The following is a 4257-nucleotide window of genomic DNA, read 5'->3' on the forward strand; positions in this document are numbered from 1 at the left end:
GGTAATCCCCCCGAAAAACTGAGGTGCTCATAAGTAGAATTTTCTCGTATCTTGAACGCAGGAGGTTCTACATGAAAACATCACGCTTTAGCGATGCACAGATCATCGCCATCCTCAAGCAGGCCGAGTCTGGTTCACCCGTCCCTGAGCTCTGCCGTGAGCATGGCATCAGCTCCGCCACCTTCTACAAGTGGCGCTCCAAATTCGGTGGCATGGATGCCTCTCTCATGGCGCGCCTCAAAGAGCTGGAAGAGGAAAATCGTCGCCTTAAGAAGATGTATGCCGAGGAGCGCCTAAAGGCTGAGATCATCTCCGAGGCGATGGCAAAAAAGTGGTGACGCCATCTGCCCGCAGGGAGATGGCGACCAAGGCTGTGGCTCATTACGCCATTTCTATCCGTCTGGCTTGCCAGGTGTTCAAGGTGAGCGAGGGTTGCTACCGTTATCAGCCCGTGCTGGCTGATGAAAACCAGGAGATTGCCGACTGGCTACTGCGCCTCACCGCCAACCAGCGCAACTGGGGTTTCGGACTGTGCTTCCTGTACCTGCGTAACGTCAAAGGCTTTGGCTGGAACCACAAGCGGGTCTACCGGATCTATCGGGCGCTAGAGCTCAATCTGCGGATAAAACCCAAGAAGCGGCTAGTACGCGCCAAGCCGGAGCCGTTGGCAGTCCCTGACCAACCGAATCACTGTTGGTCGATGGACTTTATGCATGACCAGCTCAGCGATGGTCGTTCGGTGCGGTTGTTTAATGTGATCGATGACTTCAATCGCGAAGCACTGTGCATCGAGGTGGATTTTTCCTTGCCTGCCTCGCGAGTCAAACGGGTGCTGGAGCAGGTCATCGAGTGGCGGGGCAAACCAGCCGCAATCCGCTGTGATAATGGTCCGGAATACATCAGCGAAGAGCTCAAGCAATGGGCGCAGCAGAAGAGGATTGCGCTGAGGTATATCCAGCCAGGCAACCCGCAGCAGAATGCCTACATAGAGCGATTTAACCGCACTGTGCGTTACGACTGGTTGGGCCATTACCTGTTTGAGTCACTGAATGAGTTACAGGAATTTGCCACGAACTGGCTGTGGGTTTATAACCATGAGCGGCCCAATATGGCGCTGGGCGGCTACACGCCGAAACAGCGCTTGGCACAGGCCGCATGACCTCTACTTTTGAGTGCTCCAAAAAATGGGGGGATTACCGGATCATTGTCACTGCACTTGCGAGCGCGATTACTAGCATCGCAGGCACATATCACTTAATTTACTCACAATATCAAAAAAGAAAGCTCACTCAGCTAAAAATAAAGGACTTAGAAGCCAAACAATTAAGAGAAGAAATCTCGTTTGTTAAAGATTCTATCTTAGAACTACATGAAAAATTCAATTTATCACCACAACAAATAAATGCGTTACAAAAACTATCGAAAGGCGATGAGCTAGTTCAATTGAAAATGCTACTAGCACTGTATCGAAGAGCAATGCCTATTGCTGAATTACAAGTCAGTAATAAAGCTAACTTTAATTGCTCGTAATTAACAATGAATTTGTATTCTCAAGCTACTTGCATTAAAGGAGTGATATGAGAAAAGTTATTTTGAAAGGATTTATTATAGTGCCCTTCATTGATTTATCATTTGTTACATTCGAGCTTAAGCGACATATACAATTGACCAGAGCTGAAACCGGCTGTCTGATTTTTAAGGTGAACCAAGACCCTCTCAATCCCTGTCGATTCGATGTCTATGAAGAGTTTGTTGATGAAGCGGCTTTTCAAGCGCACCAAGCCAGAGTCAAATCCTCCCGCTGGGGGAAAATAACCGTCAATGTCGAGCGACACTATACGGTAACAGGGATTGCATAAATCACAGCCTTGTCATTTTGGCCAAGGTGGCGAACCGGGAGTGGCGCAGAACTCTCCCCCCTCTCGCTACCGCGAATGCCCGATTACGCTGCGCTAATCGAGCCTACGTCATTGCGTTACTTCCACTCTTTGTAATTGAGGCCACTATGCTCCGCCCATTATCAGCCACCGATCTGGATGCCGCCGTCGAGCTCTGGTATCAGGCATCGGTACAAGCCCACGACTTTATTCCCGCCGCCTTTTGGCATGAGCAACGGGCAGCGATGCGCGATATCTACCTGCCCGCCAGCCAGAGCTGGATCTATGAGGAGGATGGACAGCTACTGGGCTTTATCTCCTGGTATCAGGGGTCTGTTGCCGCACTGTTTATCTCCCCAGATCACCAAGCACACGGGTTGGGTCGCCAACTGCTCGAACACCTCAAAGCCCAATATGACCGGCTCGAGTTGACGGTCTACGCCGAAAATGAGCAGGCGCGGCGCTTCTATTCCCGCAACGGTTTCAAAGAGGGTGAGCAGCAGCTGTGCGAGCATAGCGGTCGCCCCGAGCTGGTGATGCATTGGCAACGGGGATAAGCGGAGCGCCAACATAGATGGCCGCCCGCCTTGGCCGGTATTGGGGCCGCCTTGAATGCCATAGCGGCATTCTCTACAATGACCCACTTTTTATTCATTTCGGGTTATATCGATGAGCGATACCAGCACCAAACCGGCTCTGCCGGATCACCTCTCCTGCAATCCCCGCAGCCCTCACTATGTGGCCGCCTGCTTCGAGCACCCGATCGGTATTCGCCTGAACGGCAAAGAGCGCACCGATGTCGAGGAGTACTGCATCAGCGAAGGTTGGGTGAAGATCCCCTCCCCCAAGGCGCTGGATCGCCGTGGTCAGCCCATCCTGATCAAGCTCAAAGGCACCGTTGAAGCCTTCTACAGCTAATCAGCGCGCTGCTGCTTGATAACAACAAGGCCACCCTCGCGGTGGCCTTGTTGTTTCCGGTATTGGTACTGGAGTCAGCGTTATCTAAGCGGCAACCACCAGCCCACATTTCTCGCTGGGCAGCTCTTATACCCCCAAGCGGTCGCGCAGGGTGTACCAGGCGGCGCCCGCAGCAGTGAAGGGGATGCGGAACAGGCGGCCACCCGGGAAGGGGTAGTGCGGCAGTTTGGCAAAGGCATCGAAGCGCTCCGCCTGACCGCTCAGGGTAATCCCCCCATTTTTTGGAGCACTCAAAAGTAGAGGTCATGCGGCCTGTGCCAAGCGCTGTTTCGGCGTGTAGCCGCCCAGCGCCATATTGGGCCGCTCATGGTTATAAACCCACAGCCAGTTCGTGGCAAATTCCTGTAACTCATTCAGTGACTCAAACAGGTAATGGCCCAACCAGTCGTAACGCACAGTGCGGTTAAATCGCTCTATGTAGGCATTCTGCTGCGGGTTGCCTGGCTGGATATACCTCAGCGCAATCCTCTTCTGCTGCGCCCATTGCTTGAGCTCTTCGCTGATGTATTCCGGACCATTATCACAGCGGATTGCGGCTGGTTTGCCCCGCCACTCGATGACCTGCTCCAGCACCCGTTTGACTCGCGAGGCAGGCAAGGAAAAATCCACCTCGATGCACAGTGCTTCGCGATTGAAGTCATCGATCACATTAAACAACCGCACCGAACGACCATCGCTGAGCTGGTCATGCATAAAGTCCATCGACCAACAGTGATTCGGTTGGTCAGGGACTGCCAACGGCTCCGGCTTGGCGCGTACTAGCCGCTTCTTGGGTTTTATCCGCAGATTGAGCTCTAGCGCCCGATAGATCCGGTAGACCCGCTTGTGGTTCCAGCCAAAGCCTTTGACGTTACGCAGGTACAGGAAGCACAGTCCGAAACCCCAGTTGCGCTGGTTGGCGGTGAGGCGCAGTAGCCAGTCGGCAATCTCCTGGTTTTCATCAGCCAGCACGGGCTGATAACGGTAGCAACCCTCGCTCACCTTGAACACCTGGCAAGCCAGACGGATAGAAATGGCGTAATGAGCCACAGCCTTGGTCGCCATCTCCCTGCGGGCAGATGGCGTCACCACTTTTTTGCCATCGCCTCGGAGATGATCTCAGCCTTTAGGCGCTCCTCGGCATACATCTTCTTAAGGCGACGATTTTCCTCTTCCAGCTCTTTGAGGCGCGCCATGAGAGAGGCATCCATGCCACCGAATTTGGAGCGCCACTTGTAGAAGGTGGCGGAGCTGATGCCATGCTCACGGCAGAGCTCAGGGACGGGTGAACCAGACTCGGCCTGCTTGAGGATGGCGATGATCTGTGCATCGCTAAAGCGTGATGTTTTCATGTAGAACCTCCTGCGTTCAAGATACGAGAAAATTCTACTTATGAGCACCTCAGTTTTTCGGGGGGATTACC

At 53.2% G+C, this 4257-nt stretch carries 6 protein-coding genes and 1 pseudogene; 5 read left to right on the plus strand and 2 right to left on the minus strand.

What is annotated here, in order from left to right:
* The first annotated feature begins 71 nt into the window (after window positions 1-71).
* From AB5Y97_RS15065 to AB5Y97_RS15085, 5 genes are all read left to right on the plus strand, one after another.
* Window positions 72-1159, plus strand: a protein-coding gene (locus AB5Y97_RS15065; RefSeq protein ID WP_088821966.1) for an IS3-like element ISAs22 family transposase whose coding sequence is annotated in 2 segments (ribosomal slippage) — window positions 72-324 and window positions 324-1159 — 1089 coding nt in all. Because the reading frame shifts where the segments join, the coding sequence is not laid out codon by codon here.
* Entirely contained in the window at window positions 1156-1530 is a 375-nt protein-coding gene (locus AB5Y97_RS15070; RefSeq protein WP_368158330.1) for a hypothetical protein, read from the plus strand. The genes AB5Y97_RS15065 and AB5Y97_RS15070 overlap by 4 nt, the downstream gene beginning before the upstream one ends.
* A 47-nt stretch (window positions 1531-1577) precedes the next feature.
* A complete protein-coding gene (locus AB5Y97_RS15075) occupies window positions 1578-1859 on the plus strand; it encodes a putative quinol monooxygenase (protein ID WP_368158332.1) in 282 nt (93 codons plus the stop codon).
* 146 nt (window positions 1860-2005) lie between these two features.
* Window positions 2006-2434 carry an N-acetyltransferase gene (locus tag AB5Y97_RS15080; protein WP_368158334.1) on the plus strand — a complete coding sequence of 143 codons (429 nt, stop codon included), beginning with the start codon at window positions 2006-2008 and terminating at the stop codon, window positions 2432-2434.
* Between the two features lie 112 nt (window positions 2435-2546).
* A complete protein-coding gene (locus AB5Y97_RS15085; protein WP_005338226.1) occupies window positions 2547-2795 on the plus strand; it encodes a DUF3297 family protein in 249 nt (82 codons plus the stop codon).
* A 126-nt stretch (window positions 2796-2921) separates the two neighbouring features.
* Here the strand turns inward: AB5Y97_RS15085 and AB5Y97_RS15090 are convergent.
* Window positions 2922-3059, minus strand: a pseudogene (locus AB5Y97_RS15090) (FAD-binding oxidoreductase); the annotation flags it as partial.
* 39 nt (window positions 3060-3098) lie between these two features.
* Window positions 3099-4186, minus strand: a protein-coding gene (locus tag AB5Y97_RS15095) for an IS3-like element ISAs22 family transposase (protein WP_088821966.1) whose coding sequence is annotated in 2 segments (ribosomal slippage) — window positions 3099-3934 and window positions 3934-4186 — 1089 coding nt in all. Because the reading frame shifts where the segments join, the coding sequence is not laid out codon by codon here.
* Window positions 4187-4257 lie beyond the last annotated feature (71 nt).

The sequence above is a fragment of the Aeromonas sp. R10-2 genome, assembly GCF_040908445.1.
Classification (GTDB): Bacteria; Pseudomonadota; Gammaproteobacteria; order Enterobacterales; family Aeromonadaceae; genus Aeromonas; species Aeromonas veronii.